Consider the following 22,809-nt stretch of genomic DNA (forward strand, 5'->3'; position numbering starts at 1 on the left):
CTGCGACTGCAGAAGCCACTGAGCCAACTGAAGCTAAAACAGAAGATCCAAAAAAAGCCGCTGTTGCCGCAGCAATTGCCCGTGCCAAAGCGCGCAAAGCAGCCAAAGAAGCGATACAGAAGCAACCTGAGACAGCTGACATCACTGCTGAATCTATTGCTGAGACGATTGAAGAAGTTGACCCGAAAAAAGCGGCGGTCGCTGCTGCCGTTGCGCGAGCTAAAGCCAGAAAAGCGGCGAAAGAGTCACTTAAAAATCAGTCGGAAAAAGCTGAAAGCTCAACGGATACAGTTGTCGACACTATTGATGAAGTCGATCCGAAAAAGGCAGCCGTCGCCGCAGCTATTGCTCGCGCTAAAGCACGCAAAGCAGCTCAACAAGCTGCAAAAGAAGCACAACAGAATAACGAGGAAAATTAATCGTGGCTTTTAATATTGCCAGTTCACCCCACACTCACAGCCGTCGCAGCACCAGCGATATCATGCGCACTGTGATCCTCTGTACGGCACTTGGTGTTGCCGCTCAGTGGTATTTCTTTGGCTGGGGTGTACTCATTCAGATCCTGCTGGCATCTTCCACTGCTCTTATCTCCGAAGCTGCAGTCATGAAACTGCGTAAACGCCCGGTATTACCGTACCTGCGTGATAACAGTGCTCTGCTGACCGGTGTATTACTTGGGATTGCTATTCCGCCGCTGGCGCCATGGTGGATTACGGTTATTGGCGTCGTCTTCGCCATCGTAATTGCAAAACACCTTTACGGTGGCTTAGGCCAAAACCTGTTCAATCCAGCAATGGTCGCCTACGTTGTTCTACTGATTTCCTTCCCGGTTCAGATGACAACCTGGCTGCCACCATCATCACTGGCAGCTTCACCGGTTTCGCTGATTGACAGCCTGTATGCCGTTTTCACCGGTTTTACTCAGGATGGTTACAGCGTACACCAGCTGAAAACCTCCTTTGACGGTGTCACCATGGCAACCCCGCTGGATACATTGAAAACGTCTCTGACCACTGGTCATACAACAACTGAGATCCTTGCAAACCCGGTATTCAGTGTTATTGCCGGCATCGGTTGGGAATGGGTGAACATCGGCTTCCTGCTTGGTGGTCTGGTTATGCTGAAAATGCGCATTATCCAGTGGCACATCCCGGCAGGCATGCTTGGTTCCCTGTTCGTAATCAGCACTGTGGCCTTTATGATTCACCCGGATGCGACAGCTTCTCCACTGATCCATCTGTTCTCAGGCGCAACCATGCTGGGTGCATTCTTTATTGCTACTGATCCGGTTTCGGCTTCAACAACGGTAAAAGGACGCCTGATCTTCGGCGCTCTGATTGGTTTGCTGGTTTACCTGATCCGCACCTGGGGCGGCTTCCCTGACGGTGTCGCCTTCGGTGTTCTGCTGGCAAACATGTGTGTGCCACTGATTGATTACTACACTCGTCCACGAACTTACGGTCACTAACAGGAGCTAGCATGCTAAATGCAATGAAGAAAAACGGCGGTGTGCTGGCTGTATTTGCTCTGCTGTCGACATCTCTGGTATCAGTTACCCACTTACTAACAGAAGGCCGAATCCAGGAGCAGCAGCAAAAAGAACTGCTTAAGGTGCTAAACCAAGTTATTCCGGCAGAAAGCCATGACAACGAGCTTTATAAAAGCTGTACTCTGGTAGCCAGTGAACAGTTTCTAGGTACACCGGAAGCCATGCCTGCTTATCTAGCGAAAAAAGAAGGCCAAGTCTCAGGCGTTGCTATTGAAGCCATTGCACCGGACGGTTACAACGGAGCCATTAAACTGATTGTAGGTCTTGATATTGAAGGCGTAGTAACTGGCGTTCGTATACTCAGCCACAATGAAACACCGGGACTTGGCGACAAAATCGATACCCGCATCACCGACTGGATTTACAGCTTTACCGGAAAAAAGCTAGAAGGTGAAAAAGATTCCCGTTGGGCAGTTCGCAAAGATGGCGGTGACTTTGACCAGTTTACCGGTGCCACTATCACACCGCGTGCTGTTGTCGGTGCAGTAAAGAATGTGTCGCTTTACTATCAGCGCCACCAGCAGGAACTGTTTAACCAACCTCTGAACTGTCAGGGTGAATCATGAGTATGAATAAAGAACTGATGAAAAATGGCCTGTGGAACAACAACCCGGCCATCGTTCAACTGCTGGGGCTGTGTCCCCTGCTTGCAGTCTCAGCGACTGTCACTAACGCACTCGGTCTGGGCATCGCTACCACACTAGTACTGGTCAGCTCAAACCTTATCGTTTCACTAGTTCGTAAATGGGTACCATCTGAAGTCCGTATTCCGGTTTTCGTAATGATTATTGCAGCGCTGGTAACCTGTGTTCAGCTGCTGATGAATGCCTTCACTTATGGCCTTTACCAGTCTTTGGGTATCTTTATCCCATTGATTGTAACCAACTGTATCATCATTGGCCGTGCTGAGTCTTTTGCCTCTAAGAATGACCCAGTTCCTGCGGTACTTGATGGTTTATGGATGGGCCTAGGTATGACTTCTGCGCTGGTTGTGCTGGGAGCAATGCGAGAGGTTCTGGGCAACGGCACCCTGTTTGACGGCGCTGATCGTTTATTAGGCGAATGGGCTGCATCACTACGTATCGAAGTATTCAGCTTTGACAGCAGCTTCCTGCTAGCAATGCTGCCACCGGGTGCCTTTATCGGCGTCGGCTTTATGATCGCCCTGAAAAACGTCATTGATAAGAAACGTGAACAGAAAGTCGCAGATAAAAAGCCGACTATCGAACGTGCTCGCGTAACTTCAGCGAACTAAAAACGAATAAAATCCGCAGCAGACCACATAAAACAGGCCGCTCACCCTGTTTCTGGCCCTACACCAGAGCAATGAGACGCTGCGGAGTCAGTCAATATTCAGATCAAGAAGCAATCAGGAAGCAATAATGAATAATCAAAAACGCGTTCAGATCCTTGAACGTCTTCGAGCTGAAAACCCACATCCAGAGACGGAACTTAACTGGAGTACTCCGTTCGAACTATTGATTGCCGTTCTGCTGTCAGCTCAGGCAACAGACGTTAGTGTCAACAAGGCAACAGATAAACTTTATCCGGTTGCTAACACGCCTCAGGCTATGCTGGATCTGGGCGTTGACGGTGTTAAGGAATATATCAAAACTATCGGGTTGTTTAATTCCAAAGCCGAGAATGTCATTAAGACTTGTAAAATCCTGTTAGAGAAACATGGCGGTGAAGTACCGGAAAGCCGTGAAGCACTGGAAGCTCTACCGGGTGTAGGACGCAAAACAGCAAATGTTGTGCTGAACACCGCTTTTGGCTGGCCGACTATTGCCGTCGACACCCATATCTTCCGCGTTTCTAACCGCACAAAATTCGCTATTGGTAAGAATGTCGATCAAGTTGAGCAGAAGCTGCTGAAAGTCGTTCCTAAAGAGTTCAAAGTTGATGTTCACCACTGGCTCATCCTGCACGGCCGCTACACCTGTGTAGCCAGAAAGCCACGTTGCGGCAGCTGCATCATTGAAGACCTCTGTGAATTTAAAGATAAAGTCTACCCGGATGAATAATCTCGAAAGGCCATTACGATTGTGTAATGGCCTTTTTCTTATCACATAAGATTATCAAAAATATTACCAATGATAATTTTTCATTGTTACAGACAGACGTTAATCTAACCCATATCAATATCAGCACATTACCGGAGTAATTATGGCAAACGGACGCATTCTTCATACCATGCTGCGCGTGGGCGATCTCGACCGCTCTATTGAGTTCTATACCGATGTCATGGGCATGAAACTGCTGCGCAAACACGACAACGAAGCATATAAATACACGCTGGCTTTTGTCGGTTATGGTGATGAGTCAGAAGGAGCCGTCATCGAGCTGACCTACAACTGGGGAACCACAGAATACGATATGGGTAATGCCTTCGGCCATATTGCTATCGGCGTTGAAGACATTTATGCCACCTGTGATGTTATTAAAACAGCTGGTGGTGATATCACGCGCGAACCAGGTCCAGTTAAAGGCGGCACGACGCACATTGCATTCGTTACCGATCCTGACGGCTATAAAATCGAACTGATTCAACGCAAATAATGACAAACTGACACTGATTTCCAAACAAAACAGGCAAAGTTCGGTAAACTTTGCCTGTCTATCTTTATTCTGATTTCTATTCTACTTTGCCAAAATACTCTGTGATAGTGGCTCTGAATTCGTTGTCCTTCGTCGGGTCATTAAACTCAATTGAGTAGTAAGGCATGATACTTTCCTTGAGCTGCTCACCAATCAGCAGCTCAAGATTTTCAACGCTGACAGTACTGGTGACTTCATAAGTATCAGCCATATTCAGTTCCATCTGCTCAGCTTCTTCAACAGTGATTTGCTTTGCCTTAATTTTGCTTGCCAGTTCACTTTCAACTTTATAGGCATCACTTCCAACTATTGTGTCATCGGCAAAGACAGAACCGACACCGAACATAAGAAGTACGAGTAATTTCTTCATTGCCACAGCCCTTTTGCTTAGTTTTGTCGATATATCGTTCTCAATGTAGTTCTTTTAACGACACCTTCAGCTCCAAAAATAAGAATGAGTAAAAGTGGCACAAACTTTATGGTTGATAATGAGAATAATTATCACTAACATAGTTAAAAAACCAAGAGAGTACGATCATGTCATTCACATTCCCGGAGCTCCCTTACGCCTATGATGCGCTGGAGCCATATATCGACACAAAGACCATGAAAATACATCATGGCAAACACCATAAAACCTATTTCGATAAATTCATGACGGCAATTGCCAACACTGAACTGGAACACCAGTCTTTCCACGATATATTTGCATCCATTTCTGAACACTCCCCCGCAGTCCGCAACCATGGTGGCGGCTTTTTCAACCACAATCTTTACTGGCAATGCATGTCACCAAACGGTGGAGGTCAACCCGGCGGCCTGCTGGCCGAAGCAATCAACTGCCATTTCGGCAGTTTCGAACATTTCAAAGAAGAGTTCTCAGAAGCAGCTGCCAATCATTTCGGTTCTGGATTCATCTGGCTCTGCGTTTGTGAAGGCCGGCTGGAAATCGTCACCACCAGCAACCAGGACAACCCGCTGATGGATATTTCCACTCATCGCGGCGAACCGATTCTGGCTCTTGATGTTTGGGAACACGCCTATTACCTGAGCTATCAAAACAAACGTCCGGAGTATATTGATGCATGGTGGCACGTAGTTGACTGGCCTCAAATAGAACAAAATTTTCTCGACTCTTTATACATATAACCGTTACAGGCATAACAAATTCAAAGGAGCCGAATCATGGATGTATCATGCTGGGAACGCCACACACTGCTGGCAACCAAAGCCGAAAAAGACAATCTGCCAATGATGTCTGTGATGCATTACCAGCTGGCGCTGGCAGAATCTCAACAGTTAGAACCTGTACACGGTACTGAAGATGAGCTTGAAGATTTACTGACTATCAAGGTAATTTCCTGCCATAACCTCGCCTCTTTCTGGCGAAAAGCCGGAGATAAAGAATATGAGCTGAAATATCTGCAGCTAGCCTCAGAACAAATCATGACCATGCTGCCGCAATGCCCGCACAAAGCTTGCAATGCCTTTGTTGATTCTCTTGGCTGCTGTAAATCGGCATTAATTGAGTTTCTGAAAAGACACCCTAACCCAATTGTCGCCCAACAGGTCGCAAACATGAATACCAGCACCCAATGCGAACTGATCGCCAGATTCAGACTTCAATAAAAAGTATATTTCCGGGGAAAAATAACAGGAAGAAAAAAGCGAGGTATAGACCTCGCTTTTAATTTATTTAGTTATTCTTTGTATTCAGTAACCATTGCCTGATAATGATCTTTGTTCCTGCGAGGAACAAAATACACTACCGAATAATACTCTGCAGAACGGTTTTCTAGATTTTTGATTATTTGATCATCAAGGCGTGCCATATCTTCAGTGTTATAAACCAAATAATAGGCCGATTTATTCAACCCCATAGCAGCGGCTTCAGCACGAGTTACCCTCTGTGCATCACCATTACCCAGAGCTGCATAAGCACCTGACGCAGATACTGCACCTAACGCAAACAACATAACAGCAAGAAGCTTTTTCATTCCGAAGCACTCCTTCCATTGAAGTCTCATTTTCAATGTAGCCGATAAATTCCAAACTGAACAATAAACTAATTAGCAAAGCGCAGGAGTTTAATCATCCAGTTTAAAATTTACACAGTGCTTGTTTCGTTCCGGTTAGATTATTGTTCTACCCAGAGAAATCACTACGCGACGGTTTTTATTGCGTCCAATTGGCGTTGAATTATCAGCGATAGGACGTCGCTTACCATATGCTTCGACCTGAATGCGATCTTTTGGCAGCCCCATTGCCATAAAATACTCTTCCAATTTTTTGGCTCGGCGTTCAGAAAGCGCCTGATTCACATTTTTACCACCAGTAGAGTCGGTATAAGTCGCCACCAGCACCAAATCAACATCATCGCTATAACGAACGAAATCAGCAATCTGTGACAATCGTTGACGCGAAGGTTTATTCAGCTCATCACTGTTCTTATCGTAATGCAGAACTGTAAAGGCAATATCTTCAAAACTGTATGGTAATAAATTATCAAGGCACTGGCTGAACTGCTGATATGGCTCCTGGAAAGACACAGCAGACAAAGCCACCTCAATACGTTTATCCCTGTGCTGCCAGTCCTGATAACCCAGTGTCGGATAACGCCCGCTTTCCAGCTCCGTAAGCATAGTCCAGGCCATCTGGCCGCCAATATAGCCATCAAACTGTTTAAAAAAAGTAATTCGGGTGATCGGCTCGGCCGCTTCTCCCGGCATCCAGCGAGGTGGCATAGATACCAGGCTGACATCACGGGTCTCCCCCATCGGACGTCGCATCTTCAATTCAAAATCGAGATTAATTTTCTTACTAGCACGAGAAATAAACTGGGCTTCACCGTAGTTCGGAATGTTATGCAGCATCCGGCACTCAAGAGGGGTATCTACCGCCACTTTCCAGTCTGACTGAGCTGGTGTAGCTACGTATTGCTTACTTGCCATCACCGGGCCACTTGCCGTTGCCGCCATCAGCACTGATGCCGACAAGCATAATGATATTGTTCTTTTGCCCATAATCTGATTTACCAGCTCAACCAAAATAACTGTTTATTGTATCGGATCCTGACAAAAAATCTTTAGGGTCACAATGGATACATTCAACCAAATACTAATGAAGAGACATTGGCTCCAACGACGTAAATACAATCCTGTCGGGTTCCCGATAAAGATTATAGGTTTAGCTCCCTTAATGAATCTGACATAATGCCCCCCTCATTTTTATCAACCGCAGTGCTATGAGCCAAGATAACGAACTAAACACGCTAAAAAGTCGCTTTCGCGGCTATTTCCCTGTCGTCATTGATGTTGAAACAGCCGGTTTTAACGCCAAGACCGATGCTCTGCTGGAAATTTGTGCCGTCACACTAAAAATGGATGAAGACGGCTGGCTGAAGCCTGCATCAACCCTTCATTTTCACGTAACACCATTCGAAGGGGCAGTCATCCATAAAGAAGCGCTGGAATTTAACGGTATCCGAGACCCATTCAGCCCGCTTCGTGGTGCAGTAGCAGAAGAAACGGCACTGAAAGAGATTTACAAACAAATCCGCAAAGAACAAAAGGCTGCTGGTTGCTCACGTGCAATCATGGTGGCTCACAATGCAAACTTCGACCACAGCTTTGTGATGGCTGCATCTGAACGTGCAAAGCTTAAACGCAACCCTTTCCATCCTTTTGCGACCTTCGACACAGCAGCCCTAAGTGGCTTGGCGTTCGGCCAGACTGTGCTTGCCAAAGCCTGCCGCACAGCCGGCATTCCATTTGATAATAAAGAAGCTCACTCCGCACTCTATGACACTGAGCGAACAGCCGAATTATTTTGTGAGATCGTTAACAAATGGAAGAAATTAGGTGGTTGGCCTGTTTTCGAATCTCAAACAGAAGAAAACCAAGAGTCTTAAAAGTTAAACACCTCAAACTCATCAGACCTGCTACCAGCCCGGTCCAGCCGGGCTTTTAGAATCCTCTTTCTAAACACGTGTTATAATTTAAACGCCCGTTTTAAACGTCATTTAATGAAATACCATTCAATTGGCGTTTTCTCACGAAAACAGTGTGTTACAGCGACTTAACATTCCCCATATGAATCCTTATACTGCTTAGCACTGTTTCATATCGTTTCAATTTGATTCGATGTAAGACTGCTGGCATCGGCATATTCGTTTTATGTCCTACCGATATAAATCTCAATGTCTGAGCAACATGGCTCGCTCTGGGTGCTACGCAATGAACCGATATGACCAGAAACGATGAAACTATAAATAGTCGTTTTCCTTCATGGAACGAAGAACAAGAAGCAAATCAAAGAGGCAAAAATAATAATGTCTAAGAAATTAAAACTTACCGCCGTTGCCGTAACGGCAGCATTAATGTCCATTAATGCCCATGCCGCTGGCTATCAGGTAAACGAACATTCCGCGTCTGGCTTAGGTAGAGCGTTCGCAGGTGAAGCAGCTGTTGCTGATAACGCATCAGTACTGGCTCGTAACCCGGCGGCAATGACTCTTTTCAAAACCGCAGAACTTTCCGGTGCCTTCACCGTCATCGATCCAAGCATTGATGTTGAAGACCAGACATTTAATCAAACAGCTAAAGATGTTGCTCCTTTAGCTGTAGTGCCTGCCGGTTACTATATCCATCCACTCAACGATAGTGTTGCCTTGGGTCTTGCACTGTTCTCCAGCTATGGCGTATCAACCGACTATCCTGACAGCTTTAACAATGGCACTGCAGCCGGTATGACATCACTAATAACCTTTAATGTTAACCCGAACGTTGCTTATCGCATTAATGAGCACTTCAGTATCGGTGCTGGTGTTAGCCTGGTTTATGGCGATGCCAAACTGGAACGCCATAAAGGAACAAAATTGGCTCTCTTACTTGGCGGCAAAGCAAGCGATAAAAGCATCGAAATGGAAGGGGATACCTTTGGCTGGGGCTGGAACATCGGCACACTCTATGAAGTCAATGACGACCACCGTTTTGGTCTAAGTTACCGTTCACAGGTAGATCTGGACTTTGAAGGTGATTTTACTGATTCTACCGGCCTTATTACCGATGCTAATAACAATGTTGTTACAGGTAAACTTGATGTTGTATTGCCAGCAATTGCTGAATTCTCCGGCTACCATGCAGTAAATGAACAATGGGCAATGCATTACAGCGTACAATGGATCCAATACAGTAAATTTGAAGAGCTACGAGCAACCAGCGATCAATGTAGTAATGGGCTTTGTATGCTAAAAGATGAAGACTACGACGATAACTTCCGGTACTCAGTTGGTGCAACGTATACAGTTAATCCGGACTGGACACTTCGCGCAGGTTTTGCTTTCGACGAACAAGCAGGTCGTTCAACCCTAAGTATTCCTGATACCGACCGCTATTGGTATTCCGCGGGCTTAACCTATAACGTCAACCCTGATATGTCATTCGACTTTGCATTTACCTATCTGGATGGCAAAGAGACCACCTTCCAAGAAGATGACAGTACTTTCACATCTTCAGGTGGTGCAATTCTCGCTGCCGCACAAATCAATTACAAATTTTAATTAATTCAGCAAAACCACCTGGTTTGCATAATGATTTGAATGATAGGAATAAACTATGAAAAAGAATTTATTAGCCGTATTGATTGCATCAAGCGTTGGCTTATATGGTTGTGGTAACGAAAGTGAACTTAGCGGTAACCCATCGATTGATCCAGTGATCGAAAAAAGCTTACAAGCCAAGACCCAAATCATCTTTGATATACTCAGTGAAGAAAAGAAAGTAGATTTCCCATCCTTTTTTGGTGTTGATACTTTCGATGGAACACTAGCGTCGGATAACTTTATTCTTGAGGACGGGAAGAAAAACGATAAATACTCTGAAAACTTCATCGGTGATCCCAGAACAGCCATGGGTAAAACCGATGGCTGGGGTATTCTTGAGCCAATCATCATTGATTTTGACGGCAGAGATCTGAAAGCCGAAACCGCAAATGCCGGCTTCGCGATAATTAAGTCATTTAATCCGCTATTAGAGTCAGATAGTACAAAACCGGAAGCATTAACCCCTGGTAAAGATTATTTTGTATCAACATCCGAAACAAAATTAATTGTTTCGTTGCTACGCCCACTTGAACCATCAGCGAACTATATGTTTGCAATAACAAATCACCTGAAAGACGCAGATAACAATTCTGTAGGAATGAGTCAAAGTTATGCCATCTTAAAAGACAAAAATAAGCCTATTTCTGAGCAGCTAAATAAACCTCAAGAGCTTGTTCACCTGACTGAAAACACTATCGCAGCGACGGCTGGCGTTAATAAAGATAATATTATCTTCTCAACCTGGTTCCCTACAGCCTCTGCTGGTAACTCACTGTTCGCAACAAAAGCAGCAATCGCTCTTTCAGCAAATTCTGTAAAAGAAACAACAAACCTATTACCCCCGACTCCAGGCAATGCCAATACTGTTTGGAACAATGGCGTTGAAACAACAGGAATGTTTTCCTTCTCGATACCAAGTAAAGATACAAGTTATGCATCATCAGATGTGACGAAATACACAGGTACAGTCAAACTGCCATACTTCTTAAGTGATACTAAAGATACAAGCCTAAAACCATACATGACTACAGCTTGGAGTAGTGCAACACCTAGCCTTCTTAAGATTTTAAATGTTCTTAAGAAAAATGATGCAACCAGTCAACTACTCTTAGGTCAACTGACAGGACCGGAGATTGGTATTACGAGTGAAGAGATTAATACGCTAATTTCTAACCCTAAAAACAAGTCAGTACTAATGTCCGTCATTCAAAAACTGGTGAATAAGAAACTATATCTTGACAGCGGTCATACCGTTCAGCTGGATAAAGAAAGACTGATTACTCAATATAGTCCAATTCCTCAGTTACGCTCGGTCGCTGATGTACCGTATAACCTATACATGCCAAAAGCTGGCCTGTGTTCAGATGATAGTAATATCCCAGTGAGTATCTTTACTCATGGATTTGGCGGTAATAAAGACAGCGCTGATTACTATGCACAGGAAACCTTATCGACAACCTGTCAGGCATTAATTGCCATTGATCAACCATTACACGGCGCTCGCTGGCCTGAAAAACCGTACAATGAAAGTGCTCAAATGCTGGGTTACATGAACCTTAAGTCTTTACCGGTTGCAAGGGACAATATTCGTCAGTCTGTTGCTGATCTCGTTAGCTTGAGAACATCGCTGGGGCTTCTTTTCGGTGCCAAAAAGTTACATGGTGCTGCTATTAACCCTATTTATGGTGAGCTTAGTAAGCTATCTCTAGATACCAATGACGGTAGCAAAGGCGTCGGTTATGTCGGTGTCTCTTTAGGGGGGATCGTTGGTATTGGTTATACAGCTACCATTGATAAGCCAGTCATAATTGATCAAAACACCGGTAACGTTGATATCGAAAAAGAGACAACACTATTTGGTGTTAGCCGCGCCCACTTTGATGTTCCAGGAGGCGGCCTTGCATACTTCTTATTTAATTCCGGAGCCTACGGCAACACTATTAAGGCGGCGTTAAAACAAGAAGGATATAGTGCATTTAAATCAGAAAGTTGTACTGGATTATCTGATTCAATGTGTGAAGTTTTATTCTTCAACTCATTCGCTATGGCAGCCCAAACAGTATTGGACACTGTGGATCCGGCTAATTTAATTAATCAAATCCAAACCCCGATTTACCTGTCAGTGGCTGAAGGTGATACGGTAATACCAAATGGTCCAATAACCAATTCCATTGTCAAGTCAATGGTAGCGGGTACTTTGCCATTAATTAAAAATAGCAATATTGATTTTAATGTGGTTCAAGGCCCTGTGAATGCAAATAGTGAAAAGCGTAATGCTGCGATTTACAAGCAAGACAATAGCTTCCATGCTGCTCTTATAAAAGAGCCATCAGGACCTCTTGCCCCATATGCTCCAGCTATTACTGATATGCAAACCAACTCTATCAACTTCTTGAGTAAAGGTGAGCTAACAGCTGATACAAACTACGTACACACCGAAATGCCATACTAAGCAGTGTAATTGCACCAAAAAGGCTAGCCTCCGGCTAGCCTTTATTTTAACTAAAATCTGTAACTTAATTACAAATCATCAGTATGCTCAGACAGGTATTTCGCCACACCTTCTGGTGAAGCATCCATCCCTTCTTTACCTTTTTCCCATTGTGCCGGGCAAACTTCACCGTGTGACTCGTGGAACTGAAGCGCATCAACCATGCGTAGCATTTCATCAATGTTACGACCTAGCGGCAGATCATTCACCACCTGATGGCGAACAACACCTTCTTTATCGATCAAGAAAGAACCACGGAATGCCACACCGGCTTCAGGGTGCTCAACATCATAAGCCTGACAGATTTCATGCTTGGTGTCGGCAATCAATGGATACTGAACCGGACCGATTCCGCCATCTTCAACCGCAGTGTTACGCCATGCGTTATGACTGAACTGGGAGTCAATTGACACACCAATCACTTCAACCCCTTTGTTCTGGAAATCAGCAAAGCGCTTATCAAACGCGATTAGCTCAGACGGACAAACAAAAGTGAAGTCGAGCGGATAGAAAAATACAACAGCAGCTTTACCTTTAATGTGCTCCTTCAGGTTAAACTGCTCAACAATCTCGCCATTTCCAAGTACTGCCGCAGCGGTAAAATCCGGAGCCGGACGGCCAACAAGTACACTCATTAACTAACTCCTTTTATCGATTACCGCCAAGGCAACCAGCCAACGCGGTAATATAGATGAAATGTAGCAGTAACATATTGTTCTGCTTGTGATTACACTTAACATCAATTGCTCACAAAGTATAAGCATTGGCACCTGACTCGGCTAAGAGATCGAACACATAACGATAAAATTCCTGCCTGACATCAAATTTTTCTCGACATGTTGCAAAATTTCAGGAAACTGGATGTTTTGAGCAAATAGCCAAAAAACATAATAAACCCAATACATATGCAAATAATGCCGTGTTGATCTTGAGAAAAATTATTCGACTAAAATGAATGATCAATTGATTCAACTTGGTATGTACAACGGATGGATCTAGTTTTATGAACCCAGTAGTCATTTCGGTATGCGTCATGCTGCTACTCGCTCTTCTGCGGGTAAATGTCGTGGTTGCGCTTACCTTCAGTGCCATCTTAGGTGGCCTAATAGGCGGGATGCCTTTAACTGAAACTGTTGCTGCTTTTGAAAGCGGCCTTGGTGGTGGTGCAACCACTGCGCTTAGCTATGCAATGCTAGGTACTTTTGCTGTTGCCATTTCTCGTTCGGGCATTACCGACGTGCTGGCCCAAAAAGTGATTAAGCGTATCAGCGGCCATGAAAATGCAGCGGCTGCAACCGGTGTTAAATATTCCGTTCTTTCCATTTTGGTGCTTCTTGCAATCTCTTCTCAGAACGCAATTCCGGTTCATATCGCGTTTATTCCAATCGTGATCCCGCCTCTTTTGCATGTCTTTGCGAAACTTAAGGTGGATCGTCGTCTGATCGCCTGTGTACTGACCTTCGGCTTGGTAACGCCTTACATGGTTCTGCCTGTTGGCTTTGGTGGTATTTTCCTAAACAACATTCTGCTGAAAAACCTTCATGAGAACGGCCTTGATGTCACTGCTAGCCAGGTTCCATATGCCATGCTTCTGCCTGCGATGGGCATGCTCTTCGGTTTGCTTGTGGCAACTTTCATCAGCTACCGTAAACCACGTGAATACTCTGAAGAGAAGATTCTGGCTACCGAACCAGAGCACAAAGAAATCAACATGCAGCATGTTTACATTGCTGTAGGCGCAATCATTGCGGCACTGGGCGCTCAACTTTACAGCGGCTCAATGATCATCGGTGGTCTGATTGGCTTTATGGTTTTCACCTTCGGCGGCGTGATCAAGTGGAAAGAAACCCACGATGTGTTCACCAAAGGTGTACACATGATGGCGATGATCGGTTTCATCATGATCGCAGCAGCAGGCTTTGCTTCTGTAATGAAAGCCACCGGTGGTGTTGAAACTCTGGTAAGTTCTCTGGCAGAAGTCATTGGTGATAACAAGCCGTTATCTGCACTTCTTATGCTGGTTGTAGGCCTGCTGGTTACCATGGGTATCGGTTCTTCATTCTCAACCATCCCTATTCTGGCAACGATTTATGTTCCGCTTTGCCTGACATTTGGCTTCTCTCCACTGGCAACGGTAGCTATCGTAGGTACTGCAGCCGCTCTGGGTGATGCGGGTTCACCGGCTTCAGACTCAACATTGGGTCCGACAGCAGGACTGAATGCTGACGGTCAGCACGAACACGTATGGGAGACGGTTGTACCAACCTTTATCCACTATAACATGCCACTGATTGCATTTGGCTGGCTGGCATCAATGATTCTGTAATCGGAATTCTTCGGATACTGCAATAAGGCCGCCTTCACGGGCGGTCTTTTCGTATTGAAATATGTAAAAAAAAGCCCCGATAAATCGGGGCTTTATTGTTTATAACAGTGGTGGCTGGGAATTATTCCTCAGCAGCTGCACCGTCACGGCGCTCTGCCGCTTCTTTAATCAATGGCTGTAGTTCGCCTTTCTGGAACATCTCGATGATGATGTCACAGCCACCAATCAGTTCGCCTTCAACCCATAGCTGTGGGAATGTCGGCCATTGTGCATAGGCAGGAAGTTCAGCACGAATATCCGGATTTTGCAGAATATCGACATAAGCAAACTTCTCACCACATGCCATCAGTGCTTGTGCTGCCTGAGATGAAAAACCGCAGCTTGGCAGTTTCGGAGAACCTTTCATGTAAAGCAGAATGGCGTTTTCTTCGATCTGCTTTTTGATCTTGTCGATAGTTTCCATAGCTTCCTCTTACGACGCTTACTTATAAGTTGAATTTCACAGACATCATTCTACTTGGTCATGCCTCTGAAAAAAATGCCTATTAATTGTATGGTTAATTTTTCCGCAGATTCACTCTGACGTTCTATTTTTTAGTATACAGGGCTTTTAATAAAGTAAAAACTTGCTAAAATACCTTCATAAAGTAAATTTTGTCGGACAGCACAAAGCTGAATCGGCAAAATAAGACTAAAATCAGTCAGTTTCAAAAAATAAGTAGGCACGAAGTCTACTGGAAGCAATGTCGCGGGGCATGACCCCGAAAACCAGAATGGAGAACCGAGCAATGGCATTTGAACTACCAGCTCTACCGTACGCAATCAACGCTCTTGAGCCACACATCTCTCAGGAAACTCTTGAGTACCATCACGGTAAGCACCACAACACTTATGTAGTTAAGCTAAACGGTCTAATCGAAGGCACTGAACTTGCTGAAAAATCTCTGGAAGAAATCATCAAGGCTTCAGAAGGCGGTGTCTTTAACAACGCAGCTCAAATCTGGAACCACACTTTCTACTGGCACTGCCTAAGCCCTAACGCAGGCGGCGAGCCAACAGGCGAAGTAGCAGACGCTATCGCTAAAGCATTTGGCTCTTTCGAAGAGTTCAAAGCGAAGTTCACGGATGCAGCTATTAACAACTTTGGTTCTTCATGGACCTGGCTGGTTAAGAAAGCTGACGGCTCTCTGGACATCGTAAACACCTCAAACGCAGGTACTCCTCTAACAGAAGAAGGCGTAACTCCGCTTCTGACTGTAGACCTGTGGGAGCACGCATACTACATCGATTACCGTAACGTGCGCCCTGACTACATGAACGCATTCTGGGCACTGGTTAACTGGGAATTCGTTGCGAAGAACCTGGCAGCTTAATCTCTCGTAGATTCAGCTCAGTGAAGCTCTATAAAAAACGCCTGCAATCGCAGGCGTTTTTTTATGACAATATATAGAAGGGAAATTTTATTGCTTTTCAGCCAAAAGAATTCGTAGAGTACGGCGAAGCGGTTCTGCGGCTCCCCATAGCAACTGGTCACCAACCGTAAAGGCATTCAGGAAATCATCCCCCATAGCCAATTTACGCAAACGGCCAACAGGAATAGAAAGCGTACCGGTTACTTTTGTCGGGCTCAGTTCCTGCATTGTGATATCGCGATCATTCGGTATCACTTTCACCCAGTCATTATGAGACGCGATGATCTCTTCAATTTCATCAAGCGGCACATTTTTCTTCAACTTCAATGTCAGTGCCTGACTGTGACAACGCATTGAGCCAATACGAACACAAGTACCATCAATCGGAATCGGGTTGTTATCCAGGCCAAGGATCTTGTTAGTCTCAACAGAGCCTTTCCATTCTTCTTTACTTTGGCCATTCTCGCGTTTCACATCAATCCACGGGATCAATGAGCCAGCAAGCGGTACACCAAATTCACTGGCCGGGAAATCAGGTGAACGCATAACATCTGCTACTTTACGGTCAATATCAAGAATAGAAGTGGCAGGATTTGCCAACTCGCTGGATACCGCATCATTAATCACGCCCATCTGGCTGATTAATTCGCGCATATTCTTAGCGCCGGCACCAGATGCCGCTTGGTAAGTCTGCGAAGTCATCCATTCAACCAAACCAGCCTGATACAGGCCACCGACAGCCATCAGCATCAAGCTGACAGTACAGTTACCGCCGACAAAAGTGTTTGTGCCAGAATGAATACCTTGCTTAATTTGCTCAAGGTTTACCGGGTCAAGAGCAATAATGGCTTCATCACTCATACGCAATGTAGAAGCGGCATCAATCCAATAGCCTTTCCAGCCAGCCTGACGTAATGCAGGATAAACTTTTTCAGTGTAACCACCACCCTGACAAGTAATAACGGCATCAAGCTGCTTCAGACTTTCAATGTCGAACGCATCCTGAAGCAAACCAGCATCTTTTCCAAAATTAGGCGCAGGAATACCGACCTGAGATGTGGAATAAAAGACAGGGTCAATAACATTGAAGTCTCCTTCTTCAACCATTCGCTGCATCAGCACCGAACCCACCATACCACGCCAACCAACCAAACCGACTTTCATCATTGTTTCCATGCTCCCTGATTATATTGCATATACGATTTGCCAGTTGGCAGAGCTATCTGGCCTGTTTATCCCCGGCAGGCGCAGATAGTTTTGCCCACTGACATCTGATTCATTCATCTATAGAGATTTAATCAGGGAAAAACAAGCATATTTTGCATGAATCGCAGAAAAAAGAAGCGAAAACCTGAATAAATTACAACATAATTACGTATTTCATTCGAATAAAACACATCGGATGAGATTAAAATTGACGCTATTAACGGGCCAGAAAGCAACCAAAAAATGAATATTTCCGCATCTAGAGCTTAAATATTCGTCTATTTTGCAGCCTATACATGATTCTTGATCGTTAACATAATAAATCTCATCAATTCACTATTTTTGAAAATCATCTCACACTCTGATAACCTATTAACCTTATCTATTTTGGGCTTTTTATCTGCACAAACCACTATTCAGTAGAGGTTAAGCCTGAGATAACAGGGATATTTAATAAAGGACTCGATAATTCAAAACAGCTAAAAAACAACCAAACCACAACAAAACACTTATTTTTAACATCTGATAAAAGAGTTAATATAAATTTTTTCCTTGTTCGCGGTGCTGGTTGGGTAAGCTCACAGAAAAACACAATATCTATCGCGGTGCTTGTTTCATTCAGATAGAGTAGCGCTGAAACAAGGCAAGTACCCTAATAAATGACATTAAGTCATAAAAACAATTAATAATTGGTCCCGAAATCACTTCGATTCAGGACCTTTACTTTTTACAGGCTCGAACTAACAAGGTTAGAAACATGGACAAACAGACAGTGAGACTACCATCACTAATGCAAGTTTTTCTTGCACTTGGTATTTTTCTTGCGCTGGCATTTTCTTTCACCGCAAAACTAGATCTACCAATCCAGCTAGCACTATATATTGGCTGGTTCGTTATCATGGCTCTGGGTGTCAAACTAGGTCACGACTACAAATCTCTTGAAAAAGCAGCAACTACCGGTATTTCAAACGGTCTTGGTGCTGTACTGATTCTGCTGGCAGTAGGTGCTTTGGTTGGTACCTGGATTGCCGGTGGTATCGTTCCGACTATCATCTACTACGGCCTTAAGGCTATCCACCCTTCTATCTTCCTGCTGGCGACTATGGTTATCTGTTCGCTGACAGCACTGGCAACCGGTACCTCTTGGGGTGCAGCAGGTACAGCTGGTATTGCGATGATGGGTATCGGTCAGGGTCTAGGCATTCCAGCTCCAATGACTGCCGGTGCTGTACTTTCAGGCTGTTACTTCGGTGACAAGATGTCTCCGCTGTCTGATTCAGTAATCCTGGCTTCTTCTATGTCTAACGTAGAAATCGTTGAGCACATCAAAGGCATGCTACCAATCGCGCTGATCAGCTACATCATTACAGGTATTCTGTTCACAGCAGTTGGCTTCCACTACTCTGGTAACGTGGACATGTCTCAGGTTGAGAGCGTAATCGCTGCAATGGATCAACAGTTTGTGATTTCACCGCTGTCTTTTGTTCCTGTGATTATCGTTCTGGCTCTGCTGGCAATGCGTCTTCCTTCATTCCCTGTAATCTCACTGGGTTCACTACTGGGTATCGCATGGGCTGTAATGGTTCAGGACATGGACCCACTGGCAGCATTCAACACAGCATGGGCTCCGTTCTCAATCAGCTCTGGTGTTGATTTCATCGACGCAATCCTGAACCGTGGTGGTATGTCATCTATGCTGGGCTCTGTAGCCGTGATCGTATTCGGTCTTGGTTTCGGTGGTCTGCTGGATAAAGTAGGTGTACTACAGACAATTGCTAAACTGTTCGAAAAACGCGTTAACTCTGCTGGTAGCCTGTCTGTATCGACTATCGCAACAGCCTTCCTGGGTAACGTATTCGGTTCAGCGATGTATGTATCACTGATCCTGACTCCGAAAATCTGTGCGAAGAACTATGACCGTCTTGGCTTCCAGCGTAAGAACCTGTCTCGTAACGCAGAATTCGGTGGTACGCTGACTTCAGGTATGGTGCCTTGGAGTGATAACGGTATCTACATGGCAAGTATCCTGGGTGTGGCGACGTTCTCTTACGCACCTTTCATGTGGTTAAGCTTCGTATGTATCATCGTAACCATCGTGTCTTCTTACATGGGCTGGTTCGTTGACCGCTGTGAACCAACAACTGTAGTTTCTGAAGAAAACGAAGAAAATGTTGCTGAGCAGCAAACGGCTTAATTACTTAGTCTCTATTAACGACAAAGGGCGCCTCAGGGCGCTCTTTTTGTTTATATGGACAGCTTTGATCAACCCGACTGATTTCGCTTCGCTTCTCTCTTCTCTCTTCTCTCTTCTCTCTTCTCTCTTCTCTCTTCTCTCTTCTCATTATTTTGTAAATATTTATTAATGAGCGCGATATTTTCATGGACACAACAAAAGCACCATTGTAAGTGATATTCCATAGCCATAATGGCAATATATATACCAACATAGCAATTGTTTAACTCAATAATAAATAAGGAAAATAAATATAAATAACTTCATTTACACACTCTTAAAGCCGCAAGAGTCGCAACCCCTCAAAAGTATCGATCTTGATCACAAATAAATAATTACACTCCACAAGCCTTGCACTTCAGTGGCACAGATTGACCCCAATCAATTACTTCACGTTGCAATTGACGAAAATAGCCTCGCTTCAACCATTAAGCGCAGGCACACATATCGCACTGTTGAATATAAAGCCTGTCAGTTTTCGCAGCAGCGATTTTTAGATTCCAACGAGGTTACACTATGAGCAATCCAGCGGAGCAAGGCCGCAAAGTAACGATTGGCAGTTATATTGCCCTCGCCTTTGCCGTCGTTTTTTTCTCAGGCCTACTTCAATCAAACCAGTGGTATGGTGTTTTCGACTTCACCACACTAAACGGCTCTTTTGGTCAGGTCGTTTATTCCGTCAATGAAACAACTGACGGCATTCAAACTGCAACTACCACGCTAAGAGGTAAAGGTGGCAGCGGTGCCCGAGATGGCTTCCTGTTCGCCCTGACACTGATCCCTACAGTTATGTTTGCTCTGGGCATGATCAATGTACTGGAACATTACGGTACATTGGATGCAACCCGAAAACTGCTGACACCTCTGCTTCGCCCATTGATGGGGATTCCGGGCAACTCTGGACTGGCACTTATCGCATCCCTACAAAGTACCGATGCCGGTGCTGCGATGACCCGCCAGCTGAAAGACGAAGGCCACCTGACTAAACGAGAGACAGATGTCTTTACCATGTTCCAATTCTCTGCCGGGGCAGCCATAGTTAACTTCTTCTCATCCGGGGCCGTGCTGTTCACCCTTACCAATATGGATGGTACACCAGCCGTCACATCATCTATCGGTTTAGCTGTTGCCATCATGTTCATCTTCAAGTTCGTCGGTGCCAATCTGTTCCGCCTCTACCTGAACATTACAGAAGGCAAAGAAGAGAAAACCAAGCAGCAACCTGAAATGAAGAAGGAAACAGCATAATGACCACTACAAAGAAACCTATGGTGACCGACATCTTCGTCGAAGGTGCTAAGAAAGGCTGGACAATCGCCACCACTTCCACACTTCCAAACGTTGTGATGGCTTTTGTGATCATCAAAGCGCTGCAAATCACAGGTGCATTGGATGCCATGGGCAGCCTGTTTTCCCCGGTTATGGCGATTTTCGGCCTGCCGGGTGAAGCGGCAGCGGTCCTGATTGGAGCCTGGATGTCGATGGGTGGTGCTGTTGGTGTTGTTATCACGCTATTCGATCAGGGAATACTGAACGGCCAACACATCGCGATACTGGCTCCGGCTATTTACCTGATGGGCTCACAGGTTCAGTACATAGGGCGTGTTATGGGACCTATCGGTACTGAAGGTCGCTACATCCCGGTAATGATCGCCATTTCTGTGCTGAATGCCTTCGCCGCCATGTTCGTCATGAACATTCTCGTTTAACTACTCCGGTTTAATACAGAGGGGAGAAAGGAGAGCCTCCCCTCTTATCTCTGTAGCAATTCACCCGGAAAATCCGGGGGGCTCTCTCAGGAGTTACTATGAATCACTCACTACAAGACTTTTCACTTCAGGAATACCTGAAAGAATTACGCCCGCTCATCGATGTAGACTGCGGAACCTTAACCAAGGACGGTATCGAAACTATCGTAAACCAGATGGCACAGAAATATCTGGATATGGGATGGTATGTAAAGCGGGTCAACTGTGGTGTTGCCGGAACCGGCCTTGAAATCCGCAATAAACCGGATCGTAAAGAAATTGATGTGATGCTGATTGGCCATATGGATACCGTATTCCCGATCGGTACTGCCGCGGCACGCCCGATGACCTTTGACGACAAGCGAGCCTATGGTCCTGGCGTTTCAGACATGAAGTCCGGTTTGCTCAATATCGTTTATGCCCTTCGAGGAATGGATAAAGAGATCCTGGATAAGCTTTCTGTTTGCATTTGCATGAACCCGGATGAAGAAATCGGCTCCCTCTATTCAGAAGACTGGCTGAAGACAGTTGCTGCCAACGCTAAAAATGTTCTCGTTGCGGAAGCGGCTCGTGCTGACGGCTCTTTGGTAAAAGCCCGTAAAGGTATGGCCCGCTACCGCCTGACGTTCTCAGGTAAAGCCGCTCATGCCGGAAATGACCCGCAAAACGGCCGCAGTGCGATCACCGAAATGGCAAACTGGATTCTGGGCATCAATAGCCTGACCAATTTCGAGTCCGGTACAACCCTGAATGTAGGTGTAGTTAATGGCGGTGCCGGGGCAAACATTGTTCCTGAGCGAGCCGAAGCCATTGTGGATATTCGCTTCTGGGATAATGATGAATACGCTGAAGCTGACGCTAAAATCCGTCAGATGGCAGAGACACCTTTTGTGGATGGTGTGACGGTGACGATCGATCGCGAAGCGCATAAACCGTCAATGGTCCCTTCAGAGAAAACACAAGCCTTGATGGCACTAGTCGAAGAAGCAGGCAGAGAGTTAGATATCAACATTAAATGGCAGGAGGTCGGTGGCGGCTCAGATGCTAACCTAACAGCAGTCATGGGGATACCGACCCTGGATGGCCTTGGTCCGGCCGGTGCCGGATTCCACAGTGCTGATGAGTATCTTGAGTTAGATTCGATTGAACCACGAATTCTGCTACTGCAAAAAGTACTAACTAAATTAGCCGGTTAAACAGTGCTATAACGACAAAGGGCGCCAGTTAGCGCCCTTTGTATAAAATCAATAGAAGTTAGCCGGAGCATTTCGCTCTGGTGTTTGTTTCGAATTATCATGTTTACTACTGTGGTAGCGCCTCATAAACTTTTCCCGCACAGTACACAGGTGTCTTTGGGATTCTTCGACTGTAGCTCTGCGAAGCTTCTGGTCCATTTTACACGCTTTCATCAACCACCTCGATGTTACATATTACGAATACACCAGTATTCATTACTTATCCCTAAGTGAACTAAGAATAAAGCCAAACATCATGCTTTATTCTGACCAAGAGTCCCCCTTAGAAAGGGCTATTGATATCCCCCTCAATAAAATAATATACCTTTTCCGGCAAGCTCAACCACTTTTACAAGATCCTGACAAAGCCTTACAGAAGTGCGATTTCCGGTGCAAAACCTAAAGTTTT

22 protein-coding genes and 1 pseudogene are annotated in these 22,809 nt (G+C 45.2%); 17 read left to right on the plus strand and 6 right to left on the minus strand.

Annotated elements, in window-relative coordinates; translation table 11 throughout:
* The 6 genes and pseudogenes from C942_RS20655 to gloA all read left to right on the plus strand — a co-directional run.
* A pseudogene (locus tag C942_RS20655) lies at nt 1–419 on the plus strand (electron transport complex subunit RsxC); the annotation flags it as partial.
* Nucleotides 420–421: 2 nt separating this feature from the next.
* The gene (rsxD, locus tag C942_RS20660) at nt 422–1,468 is read left to right on the plus strand and encodes an electron transport complex subunit RsxD (protein ID WP_007469920.1); all 1,047 of its coding nucleotides are present in this window, start codon (nt 422–424) and stop codon (nt 1,466–1,468) included.
* A gap of 11 nt (nt 1,469–1,479) precedes the next feature.
* Complete coding sequence (rsxG, locus tag C942_RS20665; protein WP_007469922.1) at nt 1,480–2,115, plus strand: electron transport complex subunit RsxG; 636 nt, start codon at nt 1,480–1,482, stop codon at nt 2,113–2,115.
* Nucleotides 2,112–2,804 carry an electron transport complex subunit E gene (locus C942_RS20670; protein ID WP_007469924.1) on the plus strand — a complete coding sequence of 231 codons (693 nt, stop codon included), beginning with the start codon at nt 2,112–2,114 and terminating at the stop codon, nt 2,802–2,804. The genes rsxG and C942_RS20670 overlap by 4 nt, the downstream gene beginning before the upstream one ends.
* Nucleotides 2,805–2,931: 127 nt before the next feature.
* On the plus strand, nt 2,932–3,573 hold the full coding sequence (nth, locus tag C942_RS20675) for an endonuclease III (protein ID WP_007469926.1): 642 nt from the start codon (nt 2,932–2,934) through the stop codon (nt 3,571–3,573).
* 142 nt (nt 3,574–3,715) lie between these two features.
* Complete coding sequence (gene gloA / locus C942_RS20680; RefSeq protein ID WP_007469929.1) at nt 3,716–4,108, plus strand: lactoylglutathione lyase; 393 nt, start codon at nt 3,716–3,718, stop codon at nt 4,106–4,108.
* A 76-nt stretch (nt 4,109–4,184) separates the two neighbouring features.
* Here the strand turns inward: gloA and C942_RS20685 are convergent, their stop codons facing one another.
* Nucleotides 4,185–4,517 (minus strand): hypothetical protein, encoded by a 333-nt coding sequence (locus C942_RS20685; RefSeq protein WP_157372669.1) that lies wholly within the window; start codon nt 4,515–4,517, stop codon nt 4,185–4,187.
* A 167-nt stretch (nt 4,518–4,684) separates the two neighbouring features.
* On the opposite strand from C942_RS20685, the gene C942_RS20690 reads away from it, so the two are divergent.
* Together C942_RS20690 and C942_RS20695 are read left to right on the plus strand one after the other, a co-directional pair.
* Entirely contained in the window at nt 4,685–5,296 is a 612-nt protein-coding gene (locus tag C942_RS20690) for a superoxide dismutase (protein ID WP_007469932.1), read from the plus strand.
* A gap of 36 nt (nt 5,297–5,332) precedes the next feature.
* Entirely contained in the window at nt 5,333–5,776 is a 444-nt protein-coding gene (locus C942_RS20695; protein ID WP_007469933.1) for a DUF2753 family protein, read from the plus strand.
* Between the two features lie 71 nt (nt 5,777–5,847).
* Here the strand turns inward: C942_RS20695 and C942_RS20700 are convergent, their stop codons facing one another.
* Both C942_RS20700 and motY read right to left on the minus strand, forming a co-directional pair.
* Entirely contained in the window at nt 5,848–6,144 is a 297-nt protein-coding gene (locus tag C942_RS20700; protein WP_007469936.1) for a hypothetical protein, read from the minus strand.
* 135 nt (nt 6,145–6,279) lie between these two features.
* Entirely contained in the window at nt 6,280–7,125 is an 846-nt protein-coding gene (gene motY / locus C942_RS20705; RefSeq protein ID WP_232428205.1) for a flagellar protein MotY, read from the minus strand.
* Between the two features lie 266 nt (nt 7,126–7,391).
* On the opposite strand from motY, the gene rnt reads away from it, so the two are divergent.
* The 3 genes from rnt (at nt 7,392) to C942_RS20720 (ending at nt 12,201) form a co-directional block, all read left to right on the plus strand.
* A complete protein-coding gene (gene rnt / locus C942_RS20710; protein WP_007469940.1) occupies nt 7,392–8,057 on the plus strand; it encodes a ribonuclease T in 666 nt (221 codons plus the stop codon).
* Between the two features lie 420 nt (nt 8,058–8,477).
* On the plus strand, nt 8,478–9,707 hold the full coding sequence (locus tag C942_RS20715) for an outer membrane protein transport protein (RefSeq protein WP_007469943.1): 1,230 nt from the start codon (nt 8,478–8,480) through the stop codon (nt 9,705–9,707).
* Nucleotides 9,708–9,762: 55 nt separating this feature from the next.
* The gene (locus C942_RS20720; protein WP_007469945.1) at nt 9,763–12,201 is read left to right on the plus strand and encodes a lipase; all 2,439 of its coding nucleotides are present in this window, start codon (nt 9,763–9,765) and stop codon (nt 12,199–12,201) included.
* A 68-nt stretch (nt 12,202–12,269) separates the two neighbouring features.
* Here C942_RS20720 and C942_RS20725 read toward each other — a convergent pair whose 3' ends face one another.
* Complete coding sequence (locus C942_RS20725) at nt 12,270–12,875, minus strand: peroxiredoxin C (protein ID WP_007469947.1); 606 nt, start codon at nt 12,873–12,875, stop codon at nt 12,270–12,272.
* Nucleotides 12,876–13,243: 368 nt separating this feature from the next.
* Here C942_RS20725 and C942_RS20730 point away from each other — a divergent pair, with 368 nt between their 5' ends.
* Nucleotides 13,244–14,566 carry a Na+/H+ antiporter family protein gene (locus tag C942_RS20730; RefSeq protein ID WP_036801357.1) on the plus strand — a complete coding sequence of 441 codons (1,323 nt, stop codon included), beginning with the start codon at nt 13,244–13,246 and terminating at the stop codon, nt 14,564–14,566.
* A gap of 121 nt (nt 14,567–14,687) precedes the next feature.
* On the opposite strand, the gene C942_RS20735 is transcribed toward C942_RS20730, so the two are convergent.
* Nucleotides 14,688–15,029, minus strand: coding sequence for a Grx4 family monothiol glutaredoxin (locus C942_RS20735; RefSeq protein ID WP_007469953.1), 342 nt, complete (start codon nt 15,027–15,029; stop codon nt 14,688–14,690).
* 325 nt (nt 15,030–15,354) lie between these two features.
* On the opposite strand from C942_RS20735, the gene sodB reads away from it, so the two are divergent.
* Complete coding sequence (gene sodB, locus C942_RS20740; RefSeq protein ID WP_007469955.1) at nt 15,355–15,939, plus strand: superoxide dismutase [Fe]; 585 nt, start codon at nt 15,355–15,357, stop codon at nt 15,937–15,939.
* Nucleotides 15,940–16,026: 87 nt separating this feature from the next.
* Here the strand turns inward: sodB and asd are convergent, their stop codons facing one another.
* The gene (gene asd, locus C942_RS20745; protein ID WP_007469957.1) at nt 16,027–17,145 is read right to left on the minus strand and encodes an aspartate-semialdehyde dehydrogenase; all 1,119 of its coding nucleotides are present in this window, start codon (nt 17,143–17,145) and stop codon (nt 16,027–16,029) included.
* Between the two features lie 796 nt (nt 17,146–17,941).
* Between asd and nhaC the strand changes: the two genes are divergently transcribed.
* The 4 genes from nhaC to C942_RS20770 all read left to right on the plus strand — a co-directional run bounded on the left by nhaC (nt 17,942) and on the right by C942_RS20770 (nt 22,361).
* Nucleotides 17,942–19,378 carry a Na+/H+ antiporter NhaC gene (gene nhaC / locus C942_RS20750; RefSeq protein ID WP_007469959.1) on the plus strand — a complete coding sequence of 479 codons (1,437 nt, stop codon included), beginning with the start codon at nt 17,942–17,944 and terminating at the stop codon, nt 19,376–19,378.
* Between the two features lie 555 nt (nt 19,379–19,933).
* The gene (locus C942_RS20760) at nt 19,934–20,665 is read left to right on the plus strand and encodes a nucleoside recognition domain-containing protein (RefSeq protein ID WP_007469961.1); all 732 of its coding nucleotides are present in this window, start codon (nt 19,934–19,936) and stop codon (nt 20,663–20,665) included.
* The gene (locus C942_RS20765; protein ID WP_007469963.1) at nt 20,665–21,126 is read left to right on the plus strand and encodes a YjiG family protein; all 462 of its coding nucleotides are present in this window, start codon (nt 20,665–20,667) and stop codon (nt 21,124–21,126) included. Before C942_RS20760 ends, C942_RS20765 begins: the two co-directional genes overlap by 1 nt.
* Before the next feature lie 98 nt (nt 21,127–21,224).
* Nucleotides 21,225–22,361 carry a M20 family metallopeptidase gene (locus C942_RS20770; protein WP_007469965.1) on the plus strand — a complete coding sequence of 379 codons (1,137 nt, stop codon included), beginning with the start codon at nt 21,225–21,227 and terminating at the stop codon, nt 22,359–22,361.
* The last annotated feature ends 448 nt before the right edge of the window (nt 22,362–22,809 follow it).

The sequence above is a fragment of the Photobacterium marinum genome (assembly GCF_000331515.1).
GTDB classification, from domain to species: domain Bacteria; phylum Pseudomonadota; class Gammaproteobacteria; order Enterobacterales; family Vibrionaceae; genus Photobacterium; species Photobacterium marinum.